General features: G+C 45.4%; 25 protein-coding genes. 9 read left to right on the top strand and 16 right to left on the bottom strand.

Annotated elements, in window-relative coordinates; translation table 11 throughout:
* Positions 1–211 precede the first annotated feature (211 nt).
* The 3 genes from dnm_RS14930 (at position 212) to dnm_RS14920 (ending at position 3,928) form a co-directional block, all read left to right on the top strand.
* Positions 212–1,528 (top strand): OmpA family protein, encoded by a 1,317-nt coding sequence (locus dnm_RS14930; RefSeq protein ID WP_207683426.1) that lies wholly within the window; start codon positions 212–214, stop codon positions 1,526–1,528.
* A 320-nt stretch (positions 1,529–1,848) separates the two neighbouring features.
* A complete protein-coding gene (locus tag dnm_RS14925; protein WP_207683425.1) occupies positions 1,849–2,754 on the top strand; it encodes a DUF5777 family beta-barrel protein in 906 nt (301 codons plus the stop codon).
* 757 nt (positions 2,755–3,511) lie between these two features.
* On the top strand, positions 3,512–3,928 hold the full coding sequence (locus dnm_RS14920; protein ID WP_207683424.1) for a transporter substrate-binding domain-containing protein: 417 nt from the start codon (positions 3,512–3,514) through the stop codon (positions 3,926–3,928).
* On the opposite strand, the gene dnm_RS14915 is transcribed toward dnm_RS14920, so the two are convergent.
* Positions 3,925–5,025, bottom strand: coding sequence for a transposase (locus dnm_RS14915; RefSeq protein ID WP_207677902.1), 1,101 nt, complete (start codon positions 5,023–5,025; stop codon positions 3,925–3,927). The two genes, dnm_RS14920 and dnm_RS14915, sit on opposite strands and share 4 nt — an antisense overlap.
* Before the next feature lie 292 nt (positions 5,026–5,317).
* On the opposite strand from dnm_RS14915, the gene dnm_RS14910 reads away from it, so the two are divergent.
* A complete protein-coding gene (locus dnm_RS14910; protein WP_207683423.1) occupies positions 5,318–5,647 on the top strand; it encodes a transporter substrate-binding domain-containing protein in 330 nt (109 codons plus the stop codon).
* Positions 5,648–5,870: 223 nt separating this feature from the next.
* Here the strand turns inward: dnm_RS14910 and dnm_RS14905 are convergent, their stop codons facing one another.
* Entirely contained in the window at positions 5,871–6,686 is an 816-nt protein-coding gene (locus dnm_RS14905) for a CbbQ/NirQ/NorQ/GpvN family protein (RefSeq protein ID WP_207683422.1), read from the bottom strand.
* A gap of 298 nt (positions 6,687–6,984) precedes the next feature.
* Between dnm_RS14905 and dnm_RS14900 the strand changes: the two genes are divergently transcribed.
* Positions 6,985–8,157 (top strand): TraB/GumN family protein, encoded by a 1,173-nt coding sequence (locus tag dnm_RS14900; RefSeq protein ID WP_207683421.1) that lies wholly within the window; start codon positions 6,985–6,987, stop codon positions 8,155–8,157.
* A gap of 371 nt (positions 8,158–8,528) precedes the next feature.
* Here dnm_RS14900 and dnm_RS14895 read toward each other — a convergent pair whose 3' ends face one another.
* The 14 genes from dnm_RS14895 to dnm_RS14830 all read right to left on the bottom strand — a co-directional run bounded on the left by dnm_RS14895 (position 8,529) and on the right by dnm_RS14830 (position 18,127).
* The gene (locus dnm_RS14895) at positions 8,529–9,833 is read right to left on the bottom strand and encodes a tyrosine-type recombinase/integrase (protein ID WP_207683420.1); all 1,305 of its coding nucleotides are present in this window, start codon (positions 9,831–9,833) and stop codon (positions 8,529–8,531) included.
* Between the two features lie 506 nt (positions 9,834–10,339).
* Positions 10,340–10,570, bottom strand: a complete 231-nt coding sequence (locus dnm_RS14890) for a YozE family protein (protein WP_207683419.1) — start codon at positions 10,568–10,570, stop codon at positions 10,340–10,342.
* Positions 10,571–10,662: 92 nt separating this feature from the next.
* A complete protein-coding gene (locus dnm_RS14885; protein WP_207683418.1) occupies positions 10,663–10,899 on the bottom strand; it encodes a hypothetical protein in 237 nt (78 codons plus the stop codon).
* 68 nt (positions 10,900–10,967) lie between these two features.
* Positions 10,968–11,684: a hypothetical protein gene (locus tag dnm_RS14880; RefSeq protein ID WP_207683417.1), complete on the bottom strand. Its 717-nt coding sequence runs from the start codon at positions 11,682–11,684 to the stop codon at positions 10,968–10,970.
* Entirely contained in the window at positions 11,681–12,238 is a 558-nt protein-coding gene (locus dnm_RS14875) for a site-specific integrase (protein ID WP_207683416.1), read from the bottom strand. The genes dnm_RS14880 and dnm_RS14875 overlap by 4 nt, the downstream gene beginning before the upstream one ends.
* Positions 12,235–12,702: a hypothetical protein gene (locus dnm_RS14870; RefSeq protein WP_207683415.1), complete on the bottom strand. Its 468-nt coding sequence runs from the start codon at positions 12,700–12,702 to the stop codon at positions 12,235–12,237. The genes dnm_RS14875 and dnm_RS14870 overlap by 4 nt, the downstream gene beginning before the upstream one ends.
* On the bottom strand, positions 12,699–13,022 hold the full coding sequence (locus tag dnm_RS14865) for a hypothetical protein (RefSeq protein ID WP_207683414.1): 324 nt from the start codon (positions 13,020–13,022) through the stop codon (positions 12,699–12,701). Before dnm_RS14865 ends, dnm_RS14870 begins: the two co-directional genes overlap by 4 nt.
* 294 nt (positions 13,023–13,316) lie before the next feature.
* Positions 13,317–15,575, bottom strand: a complete 2,259-nt coding sequence (locus tag dnm_RS14860) for a DUF5906 domain-containing protein (protein WP_207683413.1) — start codon at positions 15,573–15,575, stop codon at positions 13,317–13,319.
* A gap of 237 nt (positions 15,576–15,812) precedes the next feature.
* Positions 15,813–16,028, bottom strand: a complete 216-nt coding sequence (locus dnm_RS14855) for a helix-turn-helix domain-containing protein (protein WP_207683412.1) — start codon at positions 16,026–16,028, stop codon at positions 15,813–15,815.
* An 11-nt stretch (positions 16,029–16,039) separates the two neighbouring features.
* Entirely contained in the window at positions 16,040–16,381 is a 342-nt protein-coding gene (locus dnm_RS14850; RefSeq protein WP_207683411.1) for a hypothetical protein, read from the bottom strand.
* Between the two features lie 152 nt (positions 16,382–16,533).
* Positions 16,534–16,728 carry a hypothetical protein gene (locus tag dnm_RS14845; protein WP_207683410.1) on the bottom strand — a complete coding sequence of 65 codons (195 nt, stop codon included), beginning with the start codon at positions 16,726–16,728 and terminating at the stop codon, positions 16,534–16,536.
* A gap of 145 nt (positions 16,729–16,873) precedes the next feature.
* The gene (locus tag dnm_RS14840) at positions 16,874–17,050 is read right to left on the bottom strand and encodes a hypothetical protein (RefSeq protein ID WP_207683409.1); all 177 of its coding nucleotides are present in this window, start codon (positions 17,048–17,050) and stop codon (positions 16,874–16,876) included.
* 12 nt (positions 17,051–17,062) lie between these two features.
* On the bottom strand, positions 17,063–17,905 hold the full coding sequence (locus tag dnm_RS14835) for a P63C domain-containing protein (protein ID WP_207683408.1): 843 nt from the start codon (positions 17,903–17,905) through the stop codon (positions 17,063–17,065).
* A gap of 18 nt (positions 17,906–17,923) precedes the next feature.
* Entirely contained in the window at positions 17,924–18,127 is a 204-nt protein-coding gene (locus dnm_RS14830) for a hypothetical protein (RefSeq protein WP_207683407.1), read from the bottom strand.
* A 161-nt stretch (positions 18,128–18,288) separates the two neighbouring features.
* On the opposite strand from dnm_RS14830, the gene dnm_RS14825 reads away from it, so the two are divergent.
* The 4 genes from dnm_RS14825 to dnm_RS14810 are packed head-to-tail and all read left to right on the top strand — an operon-like array spanning position 18,289 to position 19,966.
* Entirely contained in the window at positions 18,289–18,714 is a 426-nt protein-coding gene (locus tag dnm_RS14825; protein ID WP_207683406.1) for a helix-turn-helix domain-containing protein, read from the top strand.
* Between the two features lie 11 nt (positions 18,715–18,725).
* Positions 18,726–19,475, top strand: coding sequence for a hypothetical protein (locus dnm_RS14820; RefSeq protein ID WP_207683405.1), 750 nt, complete (start codon positions 18,726–18,728; stop codon positions 19,473–19,475).
* An 11-nt stretch (positions 19,476–19,486) separates the two neighbouring features.
* Positions 19,487–19,675, top strand: a complete 189-nt coding sequence (locus dnm_RS14815) for a type II toxin-antitoxin system HicA family toxin (RefSeq protein ID WP_207683404.1) — start codon at positions 19,487–19,489, stop codon at positions 19,673–19,675.
* A 12-nt stretch (positions 19,676–19,687) separates the two neighbouring features.
* Positions 19,688–19,966: a type II toxin-antitoxin system HicB family antitoxin gene (locus dnm_RS14810; RefSeq protein ID WP_207683403.1), complete on the top strand. Its 279-nt coding sequence runs from the start codon at positions 19,688–19,690 to the stop codon at positions 19,964–19,966.
* Positions 19,967–20,001 lie beyond the last annotated feature (35 nt).

Genomic DNA, 20,001 nt, shown 5'->3' with positions numbered 1-20,001 from the left:
GCGGCAGGTCAGATAACTTCAGCAGATCGAAAATTTCCATAAATCCGGAGTGCAAAAATAGAGCGAAGCGGTTTTTTGCACTCCGGAAAAGATATTGGATCTGCTGATGATACCTGAATCGCTTATTCCGAAAAAAAGCTTCCGAAGTTTTCAAAACTTCGGAAGCTTTGTTTGTGCCTGACAAACCCTTTTTAAAGACAAGGAGATGATGATGAAAATTCAAGAATGCCGCGTGCTGACATGGTTTATTCTTGTGTGGGGGATGATTCTGTTTCCCTTATCCGCATTTGCAGCAGACAGTCTCAGAAATTCAGTGCTGATTCTTGCTGATGTTTCCGGTTCCATGCAGGAAAATATGATATGGGAAGATGAGGACGAAAATAAGGAAGACGTGCCAAAGGTTCATGCGCTGAAAAAACTGCTCATCAGGCTGAACCGGGAACTAATCTGTGACACAGGGGTTTACCGGGTGCGTCACCTGTCCGGGAACAATGAGCTTTATGAACAGTTTCTGTCCCCCGGAACTTATGAACAGAAAGAACGAGGGAAACAAATCAGAGACAAATTTGTCACGGATTATGCTGTTTTCAACCGCCGCACACCATTGGCAGATATGTTCCGCCAACTGGATGAACAGGAACTTGAGAAGATAAAAGGACAGCTGACTTTGCTGCTCATTTCCGACGGGAGGGAAAGCTTTTATGATTTTGAAGATGACGAGGAAGAAAACAGAGATGAAGAGACAGAACCCGAGGATGACATCAGAGGTCCTCTGAGCGAAATCCGCCGTCTGAAAGAAAAATATGGTCAGAATTTTATTCTGCACACAGTTTTCCTGGGAAAGAAGAATAAAGACAGGGATGACAGCGGAGAGATGCTCCTGACGCGCATGGCATCCGCGGCCGGAGGGAAGCATTTTTCCGGCACAGAACTGCTTGGAAACAGCAAATATCTGACAGATGTTTGCGCGCTGCTCTGTCCCGGGGAGAAGATTGCCGCGACGGTCAGGAGCGAACCGGAAAAAGAGTCCGAGCCAGTGATGGTTGTGTCTTCGGAACCTGAAAAAACGCCTGTTCAGGAACCTGAGGAAGTAATGGAAGAGGAACCCGAGGATACGGACAGAGACGGTATCTATGATCATGAGGATAAATGTCTTGGAACGCCAGTGGGCGCAAAGGTGAACAAATACGGATGCTGGGTCCTCGGCGGTGTTCTGTTTGAAACAGCAAAATGGAATATCCGGCCTCAGTTCTACCCGGAACTGGACGAAGCTATGACCGTTCTGAAAAAGAATCCTGATCTGAAAGTGGAGATTCAGGGACACACGGACAATGTGGGAACGGCCGCGTACAATCAGAAGCTTTCTGAAAGACGGGCAGAGTCTGTCATGAAATATTTTATGAAAAAGGGAACCGATCCGGGACGGCTGTCCTCGTCCGGCTACGGATTTAAAAAGCCGGTGGCTCCGAACACCACGCCGGAGGGCAGGACAATGAACCGCAGAGTCGAACTAAAACCAAAGAAGTGAGGGGGCCAGAGGATAGAGGCTATAGGTGAGAGGCTATAGGCTATAGGTCAAAGGGAAGGCAAGTGAGAAAGAAAAGAAAATTTTTCTCAGTTCTCACTTCTCACTTCTCATTTCCCTTCACTTATGAAACTCGATAATCAAATTTTTTGGCCTGGTTCGAATAGAAAGTCTTGTCATTCCTGTGAAAGCAGGAATATGATTTTGCTGATGCCTGCCGATAAAAAAAGCTGTTGGATTCCTGCTTTCGCAGGCTTCGGCGTGAGCTCAGTCGAACGGAATAACAAAAAAAATTTGATCATCGAGTGAAAGGAACAGAATAAATGAAAAATATAACCCGTTTAAAATGGACTGTGTCTTTGGTGATCATTGCGATACTGTCTCTGCCTTCAACGGTGATGGCGGATGAAAATCTCGCGCTTTACGGGCTTAAAGGCTATGCTTATACATATTCTCCGCTTGTGGTTGACGGATTGCACCTTCAGACAGGTGTCATGTATTCCTCGTTTCATGGAGATAATCTGTTTCGTGATGACAATCTGAATTGCAGAGATGGCAATATATGGGCGGTGCCCCTGAGTCTCACTTACGGAGACGGCGATTGGTGGGAGGTTTCCGCTGCCACGCATTGGGAACGCTGGGAGAATACTGATTTTGATGTGAATGAAAACGGTATTGGTGACGTGTTCTTAGGCGGAAAGGTCCGCATTCTGAGACAGGACAAAGGTTCATTTGTGGATGTTTCGGTGATGCCATATGCGCTTATTTCCACTGGCGACAGGGATAAGTCCGTGGGCGATCTCTACCGTTACAGCGCCTCGGACGAAGATGATCCGTCTTATGGGGGCAATCTGCTTCTGGGTAAACGCTGGGATCGTTTCTACCTTACAGGCAATGTGGGGCTTCATTATGTAGATACAGACGAGGACGATAATGAGGACGAGGATGCGGACAATACCACGCTTTTTATCGGGCTGACCGCGGAATATCAGGTATCTGAGACTGTGACCACTTACGCTGAGTTTATAAACAAGGAACACAGCAACACCACTGTATATCCCGAATCCTCGCCCTGTTATGATGAAGACTCGGATGAGGATATCCGTGAACTGGGAATCGGAGTGGCGTGGCTCAAAGACCAGTGGGGGTTCAAAATCCATGCAGGGGCAGGACTCACACCGACATCCCCGGATGTCCGTGTAGCAGCTCTGATAAATCTGTCTTTCTGAAATAGATTGTCGAGTAAGGAAACTCGAAATAAATAACATACCCGATACAAAAACATAGGGTGGGTGGAGCGAAGCGCAACCCACCTTGTGCGGTGGGTTGCGCTTCGCTCCACCCACCCTACACCGGGTATTTTTTACTTTTTTTAAAAAAGATAATGACAAACCAGAAAAATTATGTTAATAGCTTTTAGCTTCCTAATAACATGAATTGGAATCAGTTTTCCGATTTTTTAAATCCAAAGGAGGGTCAGATGCTGAATTTCCAGGCCGCTTTGGCACTGCTTATCTCCACACTTCACATATTTTCCGAACATTACACAATCAATTATCGTCGCCCACCTGTTCCGTATTCTGGTAATTTTTTTTCAGGCAGAAATACATCCTAAGAATATTATAATATGCCATCCCCACGGGGCGTTGCCGGGCAATGCTGTTGAGTTAAGGGTAAGCGGGCTTTCCGGTGTTCTCTCTGGAGTGCGAAAAATGCTTCTTCGCAATTGCAAAGCAATCGCAAAAATATAATTTTTGCACTTCGGATCCGCCTGGGATTTCGTTATAATCAGAAAAAAGTTTATCAAATGAAAAAATTTGTCATACTCGATAATCAAATTTTTTCTGTCTTCATCTTGGTACCTGAAACCAGAAATACAATCAGTTTGAAGGGAGATGACTTATGATTTACAGACGAACACTGATTTTTATATTGATATGTTGTTTAATACATGCATCAGACGTTTTCTGTACGGAAACAATTATTTTGTTTGCTAATGAGAATAAACCGCCCAAAGCTTATTTTAAAGATGGAAAACCTGATGGAATATTGATAGATATCGTTAAATATGCTGGTAAAAAAATGAAGATTAATTTCAAAGTGTGTCTGCGTCCTTGGAAAAGGGCGCAACGCCAAGCTTATTGCGGAAAAGGCGGTATCATTGGTTTTGCAAAAACGCCGAAGCGCCTGGAGAAATTCGAGTATGCTGAACACCCGATGTATATTGATGAGACACTTCTGGTCACAACCCAAAAGAACACCTTTCAATTTGAGAACATCGGGGATTTGGAAGGAAAAGAACTTATACAAATCCGGGGTTCACTACCGTACACTTTTTATAATAATCTGATTTTATTTTATAAATTGTATGTGACACAGGTTCCGTTTATGATTGATGACTAGAGAGTCGGATTGAACATTTGAAAGGCAACCGGAACAGGTATGTCGTAATTTAAAAAATATTCCAACAGGCTCAGACCTAATTGAAAGAGACTCAGATCACATCGGTCGGCACGGTGAATAATTCTGTCCCAGCCCTGTTCCGTTGCCAGTGTTCCCAGGAACACAATCCAGATGTAGGCAAGACACGCTCCGATCATAAGGCGGCGCAACCGGTCAGGGTCGGAAATATGACTTTTATGAATATTAAACCCCCGGCTTTTCTGGTCGGAAAAAAATGTTTCGATACGAAACCGTTTGGAATAATATTGGCAGGCTTCCCAGGGCGATCTCATATTCGTAACCAGATATATCGGTTCCTTATTTCCTTTCGCCCACCAGACGACAACCGTCACCGGTCCGTATTTTTTATTTGTGAACAAAACATTGCGTATGTACCGATAGCTGTCCGGAACCGTGAACACACCGAGAACATTAAGACGATGCTCCTCTCCGTCCCAAAAAATTTTGGTATTATATGCCGTTCGGCACACATACAGCCATCCCCGTTCGGCCAGATTTTTTTGCAAACCGACACCGTCGAACTCTCCGTCACCAAGAAAAATAACCTTCTGCGCGGATTCCGGTATCACGTTGGCAACCTCCCCGACCAGTCCGACATGGCTTTCTTCCGGGAAATGACCTTTCTTACCTCTGACCACCGTGTAAGCAAGGGGCAGGGCACGTTTTTTATAAATCACACTGATCATCAGGGTTACGCATCCCCGGCCGACCGTGCTTCCGTCCATTGCCAGCACAATTTCGGAAAGTCCCAGACTGATCAGCAGCGCCTGTGCGAACGGCAGAAAAAATGTTTCAGATTCAATGCTGTCATTGGAAATCCAACGTTTTATACGCTTTTCCACACTCGCCGGCGCGGCGTTCTCATCCGGAACTTTGCCTGCAATTTTCGGAAGCTGGCAGCTCCCGCTCCCCGTGATGCCGCTGATTATCGCGGCCAGCGTGTTCAGGCGCCGGGCCTCGTTTCCCTTCGGCTGTTTCGGATACATATTGTCCAAAGCCTTTCTGATCTCACGATATCTGTTCACATTGTCGCTCATGACAGCCTCCCTGTTATCTGTTATTTTCTGAAAGCTGTCATACCATTATTATATTTTTCTGTTAAGATTTTTTTGTGTCATAATCTCAGATGAGTAATATTTACTCAGAAAAAACAGCCGATGGTGAATCTTAAAAAAATTTAAAAAACAAACAGTTATTTAAATTTCAAACCAACTATGGTCGTCTTTATATAATAATTAAAAATAGTTAAAAAAAGTGTACGGTAGTGAAATCCGGGGAGCGAGTCATGGAAAAGAATTCGAACAATCAGCCAACAAAATATTTTCGCTTATGGAAGCTGATACAAATATAACAATTTTGCGAATGTTATTAAAAGGAAGAGCTGATGTTGCAGTCGTTAATCCGGGATTGGCAGCTTTGAAGATGATCATAAATAGCGACCCATGTTTGCTGAAAAATAAAGATCAATTTGTAGCTTTGAAAAAACCGCTGGGATTAACCCCGAACCATCTGGCCTTTGCCAAACATATGAAAATGACAAAATTTTTGAAGCACTTTAGCCAGGTTATGGAAGAAGGATATGATTCGGGGGAAATTCCGAAGATTATTGAACGCTATCACCATGTGACTTCCACAAAAAAAGCAGCAGATTGCGAATGACAGAGACAAAGCATGCCTTGCTCTATGTTTTATAAAATGTGATTCACCACGAGAAAAACAGATAGTAAATGGCAGAGACAGGGCACGCCTTGTCTCTGCGGTGGTGTTTTAAAACTGGACTTGAGCCGATATTTCCTAAATTAATTCAAAATGGTTAAAAATTTCAGCTCCAGTTTTGAAACACTACCCAGTTTTGGAACACTGCCTAAAGGATCCCCGACGCTTAAAAAATATCATCAATCAGCTCGTTCAGGGTTTCCTGCAATTTCATGTCATCTGTCAGCGGGAGACATATGGCTGATCTGCATGCATCATGCACAGGAATATCATTTCCAATCAGCCGGGCTGCATAGATCAGCAGACGGGTGCTGGCCCCTTCTGTGAGTCCATGTTCCCTGATATTTCTGATTTTTCCTGCAAGAGACACGAGCCTGAGAGCAGTTTCCATTTGAATATTCCCTTCCCGGGAAACAATTTCAGCCTCTTTTTCCGCCTCGGGATAATTAAAGTCAAGGGAAACAAAACGCTGACGAGTACTCTGCTTGAGGTCTTTCAGGACAGACTGGTACCCGGGATTATAAGAAATCACAAGCAAAAAATCAGGATGTGCGTGTATGATTTCCCCTTTTTTATCAATGGCAAGGGTCCTCCGGTCATCGCTCAACGGATGGATAACAACCGTGGTATCTTTGCGGGCCTCCACAATCTCATCAAGATAGCAGATGGCTCCCATACGCACCGCTCGGGTGAGGGGACCGTCGTTCCACACAGTCTCATCATTTTTCAACAGATAACGTCCGAGCATATCAGATGCAAAAAGGTCCTCATGACAGGCCACTGTGACAAGGGGACGCTTCAGACGCCAGGCCATATGTTCCACAAATCGTGTTTTGCCGCAACCAGTAGGCCCTTTCAGCATCACAGGCAGTTTTGCCTCATAAGCAGCTTTGAATATGCTGATTTCATCCCCGGTTTCAATATAATAAGGCTCATTTTCTAATAAATAATCATCACTGTCTGATAATATTTTGTTTTTCATTTATAAAAAATATTTCCTCCTGATTCCTCTTGCTTTATTTGATATGATAAATATAATATGAAAGTGAAAAATGGAAAGTTGTGAGTTGTGAGTTGTGAGTTGTAATTTTTGGATGATCAGGTTCCTTATTTGCCCGTGACCCCTATAATTATCGAGCGTTTTTAATTTGCTCTGATTTTTCATGCTTTGTTGTGAGTCTCGATCATAAAAAAATACCAACATCTTACACTTCTGACACTTGACACCTTACATCCTAATACCTTAACACCTTATTTTTTTTTAAGGAACTATATACTAAATGCAGACAACAGACAAGAAGAATATAGATCAGCTTCATATCGGAGATAAAGAAGTCATACTCCTGGGCACTGCTCATGTGTCCAGAGAAAGCGTGGAACTGGTCACTCGTGTTATCGAAGAAGAAAAACCTGATACAGTTTGTGTGGAATTGTGTGAGTCCAGATTTCAGTCTGTCCGGCAAAAGGACCGATGGCAGGAGATGGATATTATTAAGGTAATTAAAGAGAAAAAGGCATTTCTCCTGCTTTCAAATCTCTTTCTCGCGTCATTTCAGAAACGTATTGCTGAAAAGCTGGACGTCAATCCCGGAGAAGAAATGATAAAGGCTGTTGAAAGCGCTGAGGCTGTGAATGCTCAGATACATCTTGCAGACCGGGACATTCGGGTCACGTTATCAAGAACCTGGCGAATCATGGGGCTGTGGGACAAGCTTAAAATTTTGTTTCAGCTTATTTTATCCATGGTGGGGGGAATAGATGACATCACCGAAGAAGAAATTGAAAAAATGAAGCAGGAGGACATCCTTGAGATGCTCCTTGCGGATGTGGGAAAATCATTTCCCGCGTTAAGGGAAATTCTTATTGATGAGAGGGACAAATATCTTTCCCATAAGATAAAAACCGCTCCTGGAAATAAAATTGTGGCAGTTGTGGGCGCGGGTCATGTACCCGGCATAAAGAAATACTGGGAAACCGATATGGATATAAAGGCGCTTGAAGAAATTCCGCCCACAGGGAAAATATCCGGCATTTTCAAATGGGGCTTTCCAGCAGCCATTCTGCTACTGTTCATTCTTGGTTTTTTTTGGGGCGGAACCAAGGCCGGGACAGATATGATCACATTGTGGATCGTTGCAAACGGCGTGCTGGCAGGTATCGGCGCGATTATCGCTCTGGCGCATCCCCTCACGATTTTGTCTTCGGTTCTGGCTGCCCCGCTGACATCCTTAAATCCCATGATCGCGGCAGGATGGGTCTCCGGGCTGGTGGAAGCATTTTCAAGAAAACCAAAAGTCCGGGATTTTGAAAGTCTTGCGGAGGACATCCTTTCCGTGAAAGGATTTTGGAAAAACAAAGTCACCCGGATTCTTCTGGTTGTGGTGTTTACAAACCTGGGCAGTTCGCTGGGGTCTTTTGTGGCCATTCCGCTGATGGTGAAAATAATCAGTTAAAGTCAGCGGATCGCAAATTTGTATAAGGGAACTCGAAATAAACGCTCATGAAAAAGCCGGGTTTTTCGCCCCCGGTTATGAAAATATTTTCAGATAAAAAACCCGGCTTTTCAGAATGCATTTTCACGGTAAAGAATGTACCCGATACAAAAACGTAGGGTGGGTGGAGCGAAGCGGAACCCACCGCACAAGGTGGGTTCCGCTTCGCTCCACCCACCCTACATTTCCACATTTCCACATTTCCACATTTCCGGGTATTTTATTTTTGGGGAAATCCGTTATTTTGGGAAATATAATAAATATCCCTGTAACATGCTGAAAACAGAGACTTTAAAAAATGGTTAAAACTTTTTCCGAGGGAATTAAAACTTTCACCGGTTGACGGGGCTGTGCAGACCCACATGGTCATCATAAGACTGCACCGCGTGCAGATATATCATGGTGGTGGAAACATCCTGATGACCGGCAAGGTATTTCAGATCAATGAGCTTGATCCCTTCCCTGGCCAGCATGGTAAGCGCCGAATGCCTGAGCGCGTGGGGAGAGACCACGCGGGATGCCCCGGTTTTCAGTCCGGCGCTGTCCGCGTACCGGGCAACAATGTTTTCAACGGTCTGCACGGTCGGCGGCTTTTTTTCCATGGCCCGCTTCCGGTTCAGGCGGATCCGTAATTCCTTCCGGTCATGATGGAAAGGCAGGAATATCGGTGTGAGCGCGTCCGCATGAACCCCCCGATGCCTCAGCCAGTCAAGCCAGATGTCAACGGCTGCCAGCACGGGACCGTTCAGAATGATGGCCGTGTTCTCACGCCTGCCGATCTGTCCCTTCCTGTCCATGACCCATATTTTCTGCTGACCCCCGACACGCTCCGGTTCCAGATCACCGAACCGGAGCTTGCAGACTTCCCCGGCCCGGAGTCCGTATGTGCATAACAGCCGGAGCATGGCATGATCTCTGATCCCCGCGGGTTCGGATGTGTCCGGCTGGTCAAGAAAAGCTCTGATCTGTTTTTCGGAAAGGACAGAATAATAACCTGTGTCCTTTCGCGGGGGCACAAGCTTCAGCCCTTTGAAATTCATGGGATTCTTAAATTTCCGTGACCGGGCCGCCAGAAACTTGAAAAAACCGTTCATGGCCACAAAACGGTTCCACACGGTCGAATGCTTCAGTTTTCTCTCCCTGAGCAGATGGTCACGGTACGCGACAAGAACCGCCTGGGTCACTTCCTTCGGATACTTCCCGAACCATCGGAAAAAAAGCCTCACATGCCCCGAATATGTCTCTTTTGTGGATTCACAGATCAGGGTCTCCTTCCATCCGTCAATATGGTGTTCAAAGGCTTCGGATTCGGCATAATCGGAATCGCCGAACGCCTGCAAATCACCATAATTCCGGCCTATGGGAGACTGAAAACCGGGTATCTGCGTCTCACAGAATTTGAAAAAACCGTTCAGCATTGAAAATTTGCGCTTCACGGTTGCGTTTTTTGATCTGTGGCTCAGGTGTTCCCGGTACTGAACAAAAACACCGGCTGTCAGTTCCGACAGATCACCGGAAAAAAATTGAAAAAACTGCCTGATTTCGGAGCGGTAAACTTTCTGACTGCTCTTTCCTGCAAATTTTTTCAGATAGCTGTCAGACAGGGTCCTGCCTTCTGATGTGTCAAGCCAGCTCATTTTACGAATAACCCCCCTCTTTTGTAATCTCTTTTGCAAACAGCATTAAACCGCTGTTTAAATGTGGTTTCAGGAGGGTTTAACATAGCCGGTTTTCTGTCAGACAGTCAAGCGGATTTTTTGTTTTAACATACTGATTTGAAAAAATAAAATTTACAACATTCTGATTTGTAAAGCTCTTTTCAATACTCTTTTGAAACCGATGTTTCTTCAGGATTTAGGTTTATTTTACTGAATTCAGTGGGCATCCTTCATTTAGTAGTTTACACTTTCAGCTAAAATGAATTTTTTATGTTTTTTTTAATTCATGATAATTTTGATTATTTTTATAATATAAACAACCTATTACAAAAAAAACTACAAATTTTGTAGTTAATTTTAGCTAATCATGTTTGAAGTGTGTAAAAAACTACAAAATTTGTAGATTTTACAATATCTATTTGTAAATATTACTTTTATTTAGCTACAAAATTTGTAGATTGAAAAAAAATGGACTTTTTTTCAAATCACCAAAAGTGTAAAGTACTTTTGGGCAAATATGAAGGATGCCATTCAGTGTAAGCCATTTCCAATGCGCTGACTGCTCCCTCACATGCACCGCTGGATTCAAGGTGATTTCTAATTTTTTCCAGACTACTGCTCTTCGGAAATGTCTTATCCAACCGCACATCCCGTGCAAGATCACCTATCATGTCATCACGTTCCGACTGATTCTGTAACCATTTAAAAAAAGTCATCTCTCCCCTCCTCTGTTTTGCATCGTTTTTTTCAAGTTTGAGCTTTCAATTTGATTATCTTATAAAAAAATGAAAATCAGAATTCAATTTTCCTATTTATCTTTCTCAACATAATAGACAGAAATGATTTTGTAATCCTTCCGGTCTATCGGGCAAAAAGCTTCTGTTTCTCTTGTTCCGTCCTCCTTATTTTTCCTGTACGCCAGTTCTATTGCCTGTTTATGCGTCAGTCCGCTGTGAATTTGTGTCAGTGACAGATTTGCATCATCTGATATCTCCTGACACATGACCTTCCATTTGCCATCTGAATAATTTTTCCCGTGAAACACCTTAACCTCCTTTTCTTTTCTTAATCAGTTCATTTTATTTTCCCACTTTCCACACAGCCAGTCAAGATTTAACGATTTGCCTCAAAGAAAGCCCGGGCAAAGCCTTTCGGAGTCTCACTCCGTGCGGATGCCCGCTTTTCAAAGCTGCCTATGACCCGTTTTCTGTGATGAATATAAAATTCATCTATCGAATGGTGTCCTGTCTTAGTTGTGACCGGTTCCAACCGGTTACGCGGTTTGGGCGCATTGAATTTTCCCCACAGGCATGTTTTTTTGGTGTAGGCTTCCCCGTAATCTCCGTAATCACAGGGGTTGAATGTGAATTTCGGCTTTCCGACATACTGAGACAGCCTGCCGACCGGATTCTCGAAACACCAGAAAACCGGATTGCAGAAAAGGGCTATTCGGCAGCACGCGTCAAAGATGCCGAGAGCTTCAAGCAGGGCCTGCTCACCCTTGCTTTTCCACCATCTTGCGCCTGATCTTGCAAAGTGGGTACAGGGAGGTGCCGCCAGCACTCCGTATATCTCACCCGGAAATTTCAATGTGCGGACATCGCAGCCGGTCTTAATATCAGCCTGTCTGACTGTGTATCCCGCCTTTCGGTACGGTTCGCACCAGTTCCCGGTGAAATCGCACAGGGACATGATTATTTTTGATGAATTATCCGTAACATGATTGTTACGCTTTTTGTCCCGGTTGTAGGCGACACGGCATCTGTCAGAACAGAACACCGCATCACGCCGTGATGCCTTAAACTGCTTGGCACATTTCAGACACTTCATTTCATAGCCCTCCTCAGACCGCCTTCCATGTCTTTTTTTTCAGATTTTTCAACAAATGACAAAAAGCTTTTCAAGACTCTGATTCTGGTTTTCAAAGTGCTTTGTTTCAGTCCCTTTGTGCCAAGATGCGCCTTGTATCTTTCAAAATCGTTCCCTGTCACGCCCTCATAATCGGAACAGCCAAGAAAACTGAAGAAGCTGACAACCTCGCTCCTGTACAGTCCTTCATTGTTTTGTGATTTTGTCCGAAGGAATTTTGACAGCAGGGGCTTTGCTGTCCCGTCTTTCAGAAAAACCCTGATCTCCTTCTTTTTTTCGGTTTTCACACCCTTCACAAGTCCCCTGCTGTCATCTGTCCGTCCCCGGACATGCCCGGAAAAGATCACATCCAGCAAAAAATAATAACTTTCAATGTCGTCAAATCCCACAATGTCAATTGTCGGGATTCTGACATATCGGCCGCAATCTTTGCAAAAATCATCCGGCCCGCCGTCAAGACTGTGTTTTTCAAGGCATCCGTCGTAATACCGGCAATCCCATTTTCGGCAGATCATCTCAAAGCCCTTCTCAGACCGCTTTCCAGTTCATTTTTATCCGGGTAAGTCCGAATATTCACCAGTCCCGCATACACGCCCCGCGCCTGTTCCCGGTCAAGGCTCCTGAAAGCGGTCTTATACTGCCGTTCAATATGGCTTTTAAGGTGTTCCTTGTCCCATCCCGTCTCAAGCGCAAGTTTGCGGATCCCGACCATCTGACCATAAGAGGGCATGGCGGTTGTGTCCCCGCCGATCTGCTCCGCTGTTTTGGGAGGAGGGGGTTTCAGCCATCGGGTCGGGCCTTTCAAAGTTTCAATGACATAGCTGGCTTCCTGCATTGACAGAAAAGACACAGACGGGAACCCAGTCAGGCGGACACACATTTCATAAAGCTGCTCAGTCCTTCCTTTTGCCAGTCCCCATATATAGCGCATCTGCGGCGCTGTCACCGGTTCAAAAAGATATCTGACTTTTTTCTTCATCGTTTCCATTTCCCTTTCGGACACTTTGGCAGATCAATGACCGCCTTTTCCAAATGACCGCAGAAAAGCAGAAATCCGTCATTTTCATAGCGCACATCATCGCAGGGGATGCCCAGGCACTTCCCGGCTTGCGAGATTGCTTCCGGTTCCACGGAACCCTCGGCCCGCCACTGCGCTTTCAGACGCTTCAGCTTTGCCAAATCAATGGGAAAGGTCAGGGGTTCGGGAGCCGGAGGCTGTGGCGAAAGGGCTTTGTCAGAAAAACAGGTCTCTTTCTTTTCCGGCAAATCTTTCATCAGATCATCAAATGATATTTTCATTTTTTTTTCTCCGTTTTTTTCCTGTAGAAATTTTGTCAAAAAACCCCGTTTCATTTGGCTCACCCGGCTCACTCCTTTTATTTCAGATAGTTATAACCATACCATACCCGTCTCATTGTCTGTTTTGCCCGGCTCACCCCCCCGTCTCATTTTTAATATTTTGTTTTTATTATTAAATTAATATAAATATAATCTGAGACGGGTATGAGACGGGTATGAGACGGGTAAGGCTATTTTATAACATATTGAAATTATTAATTTGAGCCGGGTGAGCCGGGTGAGCCGGGCAAAACGTCACAAGATTTTATCTTCCGGCTCATACCAGTCGAGCGGCATGTTGATAAACTTCTCAAACATTTCCCGACAGTGTTCCAGTGACGGAAAGTTGTACCCTCTCACTTGGTTCTCGGCGCGTGGTCGTGACAGTGTCATTTTCGGACAGAGTTTTTTCATCTCTTTGACGAACATGGGCTTCAGAACCCGATATTTCTTCTGTCCGATGTTGTCACAGAACATCAGATAATTCTGATAGAGTTCATCGCTTTTCACCCAGTTTTCCCATATGGTGTCGCCCTCGCCGTCAGCCAGGGGGTCATACCAGTATTTCTGAACCGTGTTCATGCTGTTGATCTTCTGTTCGAGCAAAGCCTTTGTCTTGGGTATTTCCCGGAGATTCACGTCAGAAATGTCCAGATTCAGCAGATCATACAGCATGGCCTCACGGCCCCCGTTTTTCATCTCATCCTTTATCTTTTCAATATAGGGGTAGTTCTTTTTATAACGGTCTGAGACATCCATGACAGCAAAACGGCGTTCATCTATGCCCGCGGGAACCACCCAGTCCTCATTTGAAGCCATGATCATCCGGACACGGTTTTTCAGGGGAAACGCGTCCTTGTTCTTTGCCTCGATCATGATTATCGGTTCTGTGATCAGATTCTTCAGAACCCCGGCCTTGCTCCTGTCTCCGCCCCACAGAGCCTCGTCACAGAACAGCAGGAAAGTGTCCTTCAGATGGTTGTTGAATCTTCCCGTGACCTGGCTCTGACTTGCCACGGGGAGATAGTGCTTTCCCAAAATTTTCCCGATCTGTTCCACAAAGGTTCCTTTTCCGGTTCCCTGGCCTCCTCTGAGAACAATCGCAGTTCCTGGCCTCTCCCCCCCGGGATTCTGAAAAAGATCGGCAATCCACGCCAGCACCCACCTGAAAAGGTCTCTGTCCTCATCGCAGATGACCTCAAAAATATGATTTTTAAAAGCTGACCATTCCCCCTGCACCGGTTCGACCGCCAGACCGCGCCAGAGATTGTAACATCCGTCCGGTGTTCCGTTCGGTTCGCAGACAATGTCCCTGTACTGCCTCCGCTCTTCTGACTGTATCCAGAGACCCGGGAGACTGATTTTCTTGTTGTCAGGCCCCCGGACAAAACAGTTCGCATGGAAGTTTTTAAAATCCTTCAGGGCTGAAAAGACAACATCCGGAGTCCCCAAAATAGGGTTGACGGTTTCCTGCATCACAAGACACTTGCCTCCGAGCATCACCACCGCGTATTTTTCATTCAGCTTTTGAATCTGCTCCCGGATGTTGTCATCCGCCTCCTTCTTATGTGCCAGTGCGGCCGGAGACTTCACACCGCAGTCCTTTCCGCAGTCCCACAAATCCCTGATGCGCTTGCAGGTGAGAGGGCCGGTGTCATTCAGTGCGTGAAGAATTTTTGAGTCTGTCTCCTGAGCCGAGTACGCAGGGTAAGGTCGTGACAGTTCATGGATAAGCCTGACCCCTCCCTTTTCCCGTACAAGCTGGCTGATCATGGCATACCATTGGATTTTCGGGAGCGTGGCCGCGTCCGCCTGGCAATGTGCCATAAATGCACATTGCATGATTTGTTCCGCCCGTCTGTTTTTTTTCGCGGGATCATAGTCTGTGTCCTTGTCTGATACGGTTTTTACCGTGTCCGGTTCTGCCAGATCATCAAAATCATCAAGAAAGTAGGCAAAATTGTCAATTCGTTCCACTTTGCACAGGGCATTGTTCCGCTCCGGTTTCCGGTTGACGGTATCCGGAATGCGTAAGATACGGCTGGCATCCGTGGCATTCATATCACCCCCGAGGGCAGAGGCAATCTTACGGTTTATGAGTTCGACCTGTCCGATTTCAACCTGCGTGACCGGTTCCTGTAAAATCCAATACAGATGGACACCTCCGCCTGAGAAAACCATGACAGAGGGTTTGAAAGGAAAATGTTTTGACTTTTCAATAAACGCTTTCCGGGGAGTGTCTTTGTAATCCACGTCACACCATACCGCGGGGATTTCAGTGATATGTTTTTTGGTTCTTCCGCCGCGCCTCAGCGCCACACCGAAAAAAAGATTGTCGGCATCATTGTCAGCACAAAATTTGTCAACAGCTTCCGGTTTGTCAGAGGGGACCAGTTCCGTTCTTTTCGAGGGAAATGCCCGAAGATCAGCGTCCCCTCCTTCGCAGTACTGCCAGAGCGTTCTGAAAAAGTCCGCCCTGGAAAAATTGTTTTTCGCTTTTTTCTTTGTCTTCATGGCTTCAATATCCTTTCTCAGATTCAGATTCAGATACAATATCAATTTTCGCTTTTACTGCCTGAAAATCGTCATTTTGCTTGACAATTCCGCTCTTTTCCGTTATCTTCTTCATAGTTTCAGCGTCCTTTTTTGTGTCCGGCGAACTACCCGGCCCGCCAGACAGTTTTTCTGAAAGCCCTGTCCGAACCCTGATACGGACGGGGCTTTTGCCTTCCGGACACGGGCTTTCAGAAATCAGTTGTCGTTTTTCATCACATCATCAATAACAGTGTCTATCTCATGTTTGCGAACCGGGTTGCGCTCAATAAATTCGTCAAGATCGGACTTTTTTACCAAAACAACCCGGCCCACCCGAAAATGCGGAAGCCCGGCCTCGAACCATTTTTGCAGCGTTTTCGGACTGATATCGCAGTAACGGGCCGCTGTTTTCTTCCTGAACCATTGTTGCATTTTTTTCTCCCTCAGAACGGGATTTCGCCTGCATCAGCCATCTCCAAAAACCGGGAAAGCCGCATGAGCCGCTTTGTCACCAGCCACAGGGCCGCATTTTTCTCCTTGTGCGTGATCTCCTCGCCGGTGATGGTCTCAATGTCCTGAACGCAGACACGGATCTGTGTGAGTGCCTCTGTTATTGAAGTTTGCAGGGACTCAGCCCTTTGTTTCTGTTTTTCAGCACTTCCGACCTTACCGGCCTGGTTCGCAAAATATCTCTCCGGATATTCAGGCTTTGCCCTGAATTCGCTATTCTCCTTCAGGAGCGTTCCGATCTTCTCCTCTGACCGCCATTCTGGTTCCTGTGTCATAAAAATCCCTCCTTTGCCTGAAAACAAAAAAAGCCGGACACAGGGAACACGGATGGCGTGTCCCTGCGTCCGGCTGGCTGTTTCAGGCTGGCTTGCCTTCACTGGCTTGCCGGGTTTTAATTCGTTGAAAGCTTTGCTGCTTTCTGTCTGTTTCACCTGGTGAGAATCTGGGGTCTGTTATTTTTGGTGATCCGGATGAGATAGGATTTTTCACTGATGTCCTGTCCGTTCCGGTCTGTGACAGCTATCTGAATATCCTGGGTCTGGCCGGTTCCTGAAAATACAAGCATGTCTCCCGGTCTGCACCTGACAACACGGCTTCCGATATCATTTTGCATATTTTTCATAATCCTGCCTCCTTTTATAATTACGGCTTGACAAATCCGGAGTTTTCTTATTACAAAGAGGTCGCTTCGGATTTTTGCCGAAGGTTTTTCATTTTGTGTCGGCTGTCTGCCGTGTGTTCGGCAGACAGCTTTTTCCTTTTGCTGTTCAGCGACACATCCTCTCAGCGTTCCGAATATCAGAAACCCATTCATCAATCTTCGAAGTCACCTCTTTGTCACTGCTCATTTTTTGAAGCCTCCGAAGCCTGCGGATCTCTCGCTTCCTGTCTTCCTTTCTCGGAAAGCATCTCATAATCTCTTTGTATGTTTCTTTCTTAGACATTGCTTACCTCCTTCAAAAATTCATCCGCATCTGAAGCTTTCCGTCGCCGAACTGATAATTTGCCTGTTCCCGAAGTTCCTCAATGGTGTCACAGGTTTTTGCAATGCCGATGATCTGCCAGATATGGGGGATCAGCGATTTGAGTCCCACATCCCGTGTGAACCACTGATGATGTTTCCCGGAGCGTGACGGTCTGTTGTGTTTCAGGTAGTTGGCAATTTCGGGGGAGAGGGTGTTGTAAATGATCTGGGTGACAAGCTTTCCCCAGTATTTCGGTCTCGAATGCAGAGGCCCCTGCCAGTTGGTCAGCCTTCCGAACTCTTCCCACAGTTCGTCAGGAAAGACCTTCTCCCATGCCTGCATTTCCTCTGCAATAAAGGTGTTCAGCGTGACTTGTAACGCATTCTCCCCGCGTGCGTGCTGATAGCCTGTGGCCTCGTCAATCAGGGCAATGAGACCGACTTCCGCACAGGCACTCAGGATAATGCTGCACCGGATGGCTATGTTTTTCTGCGTCTCTGTTTTTAACTTACCGTCTGAAAGCGCACTGACATAGGCTCTGCAAATCTTCAGGAAATTATCCGAGGTGATCCCCTTGCCTGCTTTGGGATTTCCAGGGATGGTGAAACTGATATTTTCCTCCACGATCAACCTTTTGTTTATATAGGGTTTTAATGCTTTTACACCTATATAATCCTCCACGACACCGCCTTCAATATTCGCAATCGCTTTCAAGACTGCTCTGAGACTAATAACCCGTTTCAGGGTGTCCAAGACATAACATTCAACAGGCGTGTTTCCGAGATCCAGAACACCGCTGTATTTTGCAAACGGTGATTTGATTTTATTATTCATACGTTCCCTCCTTTAAACTTAATCCGCATATGATTCAGTTAGGGCTTTCTTTATTTCTGCGCTTGTACCTTCAAGCCATAATTCAGGTTTGGTATTTGTAACTTCAGCAAGCCGCTTGGCACTTGTCCATGACGGCATGCGTTTTCTGCTGAGAATCTGACAGAAAAAAGGCTGACTCAGCCCCGCTTTTACAGCGATTATCTTTTGGATTCCGTGTTTCATAATTTATACCTCCTTAATTTTTTAAATTTGCATATAGCGAATAAAATATTTGCTGTCAATAAATTATTCTTATATTTGTAATTTTTTTGCTATTGCAAATCTTTCATTAATTGATATTATTATAATAAAATCATGGAGTTTTTTAACAGAGGGGGTGAAAAATGCTTGAAAATGATTTTTTTTATGCAGCGGTAAAACACACCGTGAAAAATAAAAAAGGGTTCAACCAGAAGGTCTTAGCAGACGCTATCGGCATATCCGCATCGTATTTGAGTCAGATTCTCAGCGGGCAGCGCAAGGCCAAGATTGACATATATTCAAAAATTGCGAACGAGTGCGGTTACTCACTGCCTGACTTTCTGATATTGGGAAGGCAGTTGTTGGGGGTGAAAACAACTGACACTCAGGATACAGTTCATTCTATAGATAAGGCGGTACAGATCATCCGGGAAGTCGAACAGGAAACAGGATATCTGCTGAACCCGAAACAGCGTGAGGCGGTTGCAAAAATCTTACGTGAGGAATTGAGGAAAGGCGAGGAAAATTCAAAGGGAAAAATAAGAGACCTTGTATCAGTATTTAACTAAAGGGGCAATTAATGACTGACGATTTAAAAAAGACATTAGAACAGGCTATTGAGGAGAATAAGGAAGAGCCTATTGACATAACAAAGCATCCTAAGTTTAAGAAAGGACGGAAAAAAAGTCCCGCTTTAAGTATTTCCGGGAATGGCAATGTTCAAATTGGCGGAAATGTCACTGATGGCGGGTCCGTAGTGTCTCAAAGCTCCTCCGGTAATGGTGCGTATAATATCGGCAGAGATTTTACTCAAATCAACTACAAAGCACCGAAATCTCCGCCGATATTACCTCCTCCTGACAGTATTGGCGCTGATCCGCTTCTTAAACAGAATATTCAGACCTTGTTCAACAGGCTCGCTAAGGAGAGAGAGAAACGTTTTGGTAAAAGTGCCTATCCTGTGATGTACATAAATTTCAAGAGGGACTTTGGTATCAAAGGTGATAATAAGTGGACAATTATATGGACATGGCCTAAACAATGCGCTCCTAAAATTATAAAGTACCTACAGAAGCTATATGATGATACTATTGCTGGCAGATGTAAAAAAGCTTGGGCGCGTAAGAACCAGCTTCCTAAAAGACCTGTTCTCTATAAACGGGAAAGAGAACTGCTTTCGCTTCTCGGCTTCAAAATGGATGGCCCCGAAGTCAAAGAAAGACTTTTTAATGCTTTCAGCGTTACCTCTCACAAGCACCTGACGGATTTGCAACACTGGCAATTTGTCCAACACCTCGAAGGTCAGGCGGACAAGCTTGAACAGGGGTAATGTGAGTATCCATGAAAATAAGAGAACTTTTAAAGCTGCTTAAAAGCGACGGGTGGGAGATGGTGAGAACCCGGGGCTCTCACAGACAGTTCCGACATCCTGAAAAAACGGGGAAAGTGACTGTTTCAGGTCATCCCGGGGATGATGTCAGACCCGGCACACTGAATTCGGTTCTGAAACAGGCGGGACTGGACAGATAGGAGGGAATCATTATGGCATACTACATGGTTGTGATTGAGAAAGGTGAAGGCAATTTCAGCGCATACAGCCCCGATGTTCCGGGGTGCGTGACAACAGGAAAGACCCTTGAGGAGACACTGGAAAACATGAAAGATGCGCTGGCCTTTCATCTGGAGGGGCTTTGTGAGGACGGTGATCCGCTTCCCGAACCCCGTGATCCCGGGGAACACCTCGGAGAGATAAATATCTCGGCGGGTGATGTGTTCACATTTGTGCATGCGGATCCGGGCATTTTTGCGAATGCGGCCTGACATCTGCTTATTTCTCCGTTCGGTGATCATAACGC

It is taken from the genome of Desulfonema magnum (genome assembly GCF_017377395.1).
Classification (GTDB): Bacteria; Desulfobacterota; Desulfobacteria; order Desulfobacterales; family 4be13; genus Desulfonema_C; species Desulfonema_C magnum.
Note: the sequence above shows the minus strand (reverse complement) of the source record. Positions and strands in the feature narration are given on the sequence as shown.